The following is a 3,369-nucleotide window of genomic DNA, read 5'->3' on the forward strand; positions in this document are numbered from 1 at the left end:
TGGAAAAAAGGGGGCCATGCGTGCCATCTGCGCGGCAGTCAGCCAGAAAAGGTCGCTCATGTCACCGCTCCGTTTCTGGGCCGTGAATCACGCCGCGAAACGGAAATCAATGCATCCTGACCCTAGGATCAAGTTTGATTATTAGAACTTGGTCCTGCGAGCTGCAGGTGTCTATCGCCTCGATGGAGGCTCGGTCGCCCGACCTAAGCATCCAGGACGGACGTATATTGCACCGAGAGGCACGACACCTTCAGAGGATTGACCGCATATGGGTCATCAGTGACAAGCCCCAAGAAACAGATATTGCGGTAGGTCCTGATACACCACCATTACTGCGTTTTGACCTAATGATGCTGCCGGATCGTTTTCCCGTCGGACTGCTTCGAGGTATTCAAGATATCTCACGTCACTGAGACCGCCCCTCAGTGCCTTGCCGAGTTCCCTCATACCGATCATCTCGTCATGAAGCAAAGTGTGCTGCGCAGTGATCAGAAACGGATCGATGTCACAGAGCAGCGCAATATAAGCCAATTCGCTCTCGCTCATCCGGTTCTCCACGTCAGGTGTTTGTTGGACGTAGGGAGAGGGACGCTGCGCCTGGAACACCTTTCTTGCGGCTCCAGCTGGCCGTTTTCCAAACTTATCCGGGTTCCGCATGACATGATAGGGCCCGAGGCCGCCCAAGCGTTCGTATCCTTTTTCCGAGTTCGACGTCTCTTCGATGAGGGACTGCACCACCAGGGTCGCGATCCTCTTGGCCTTGGCAAGCACATCAAGTGTCTTGATGCGCGTTGCCAGAAGATGCTTCATGTTCCCGTCTTTATGCTGGCCCACACTCATCCCCTGAGTGATGGCATCAACTTTGGTGCGCAGGGCCTCGCCCTTGCGGGGTGCGTTCTCTTCCGGAAAATGTAGCGACAGCTTGCGGCCCGCATCGCTGAGAGCGCTGAGGAAGCTTGGCAGATCACCCGCCCAATCGGCGGCCTCAGAACCCGGCTCCACTTGAGGGACGCCCATACCGGCCGCAGATTTTCCGGCGAGCCGCACCAGATTTGGTGCCTGGTCGGACAGCCAGTCATACGTTTGATCCGTGATCAACGCCGATCGGGACGTCCCTTGGATCTGCATGGCGACCGCGGGCAGGAGTGCATAGGTCCATAACTGCAATGCCTCCGTGATCGAGGCCTCGGCTGTGCTCAACTGCCTGCGGCCACGCTGAGCAATGTGCAGATCGACGAGCGGTCGGACGATGACATGGTGACCGAACTTCAAGAGCGACGCTTTGTCGGCAGCGGTCATCACCGTATCCACGTCGATCTCTTCCTTGGTCAGCCCAAGAATGCCGTGGAACGGTCGACTGAATACCCTGTCTTGCACAATATTATAAGCCTCCGTGTCAGGTGTTGAAGAGCACGTGAGGTTAACGACCATTACGGTGGGCGCAAACGTGGCGACCGAAGGCACCTCCCCCTCAGGCTTTGCCCGGTATTCTTTCATGGCATCGGCCGACAAGGCAGAAATGTAATAATGGAGCGTGTGCAAACCGGTCCCTTCCGCAAATGACTGATTTGAATCCCAAAATATCGCGGCACTCGCGCTCAGGTTGACCGGACCTAAAAGACGAGGTCAAGTCATATGCGCAGACGAGATGTGTCATCCCGCGTTCCAACTTATGGGCAGCCTGATGCCGATGCCTTCGACGCGACTCTTGAAGAGGCACTGGGCGCTTCCCATTCTCGAGCTCACCCTTCGCTTGTGGCACTCGCCCGTGCGCTTGGCCGCGGCGCGGCCAAGGCTGACATGGCGAGGCAGAGCCTGATTCTTCCCGGAGACCGCTCATGAGCCAGCCGCTTCGTGCCCTGATCTACGCTCGCTACTCCACCGACCTGCAATCGGCCAGTTCGGCGGAGGACCAGATCCGTGTCTGTAGACAGCTCTGCGAAGCGCATGGCTGGCGCGTGGTCGAAGCGGTGCGGGACGAGGCGATCAGCGGCGCCTCGCATCTGCGGCCTGGATTCCAGCGGCTGCAAGAGGCGGCGCGGGACGGCATCTGCGATGTCATCGTGGCCGAGGCGTTGGACCGGCTTTCGCGGGACCAAGAGCATATGGCGGGCCTCTACAAGCGGCTGGCCTACTACGGGGTCAAGATCGTCACCCGGTCGGAGGGCGAGATCGACGAGATGCGGGTCAGCTTCGGGGGGTTGATGTCGTCGCAGTTCCTTAAGCAGCTGGCCGAGAAGACACGGCGCGGCCTCGAGGGCCGGGTGATAGCGGGCAAGTCCGGCGGCGGAAACAGTTACGGCTACCGGGTGCGGCGCGGCTTCGACGCGGGCGGCACGGTGATTACGGGCGAACGAGATATCGACGGCGCTGAGGCCGCCACGGTCCGCCGGATCTTTACGGATTACGACAGCGGCCTCTCAGCACGGTCGATCGCGGCGGCGCTGAACGCTGAAGGCGTGGCGCCGCCGCGCAGCGGCGGCAAAGGCTCAGACAGCTGGGGATCATCAACAATCCAGGGCAACTGGCGTCGCGGCACGGGGATCCTGAACAACGAACTCTATGTCGGGGTGCGGGTCTGGAACCGGCAGAGCTTCGTGAAGGACCCCGACACGGGCAAGCGCCAGGCGCGTCTGAACCCGCCGAAGATGTGGGTGACGACCGAGGTGCCCGAACTGCGGATAATCGACGCGGCGCTCTGGGACCGGGTCAAGGCGCGGCAGGCCGGCATCCGCGCGAAGATGAACCCGGCCGGGGTGGGCGATCCTCGCCCGCGGCCGGAACGCGCTAGGCGGCCGGATTACCTGCTGTCTGGACTGGTGCGCTGCGATTGCTGCAGGTCGGGATACTCGATGATCAACCAGACACGCCTCGGCTGCAGCGGCGCCCGCAACCGGGGCGCGGCGGTCTGCACCAACCGGGCAACGATCAGGAGGGATGCGCTGGAGGAACGGGTCCTGGGGGGCTTGCGCGACCGGCTGATGCATCCCGAGTTGGTCGCGGCCTTCGTCGAGGAATATCGCCGTGCCTTCAATGCGGCGGCCGGTCAGCGCAGCAGCAATCATGACGCAGCGCGGAAGGAGCTGGCACAGATCGAGAAGAAGATTGCCAGTATCCTCACGGCGATCGAAGACGGAATGTATCACTCGTCGATGAAGGCGAAGATGGCCATGCTGGAGGCGCGGAAGGCGGAACTGTCCGCACAGCTGGCGGCGACGCCCGAACCCCCTGCCCTGCGCCTGCACCCGTCGCTCTGGGAGCGTTATCGGACGCAGATTGAGGGTCTGGCGGAGGCGCTGCAGCAGCCGTCGACGAAGCGGGAGGCGACGACGGCTGCTGCGGTGATTGATCAGCGAGATGCGGATGACG

The 3,369-nt window shown here is 61.5% G+C and carries 2 protein-coding genes; one reads left to right on the forward strand and one right to left on the reverse strand.

Translation table 11 applies throughout. From position 1 onward, the window contains the following. Positions 1–276: 276 nt before the first annotated feature. Entirely contained in the window at positions 277–1,542 is a 1,266-nt protein-coding gene (locus EG885_RS22060; RefSeq protein WP_131578965.1) for a hypothetical protein, read from the reverse strand. A gap of 296 nt (positions 1,543–1,838) precedes the next feature. On the opposite strand from EG885_RS22060, the gene EG885_RS22065 reads away from it, so the two are divergent. After that, on the forward strand, positions 1,839–3,369 hold a 1,531-nt coding region (locus EG885_RS22065; protein WP_131578968.1), incomplete at its 3' end, for a recombinase family protein.

It is taken from the genome of Paracoccus nototheniae (assembly GCF_004335005.1).
GTDB lineage: Bacteria > Pseudomonadota > Alphaproteobacteria > Rhodobacterales > Rhodobacteraceae > Paracoccus > Paracoccus nototheniae.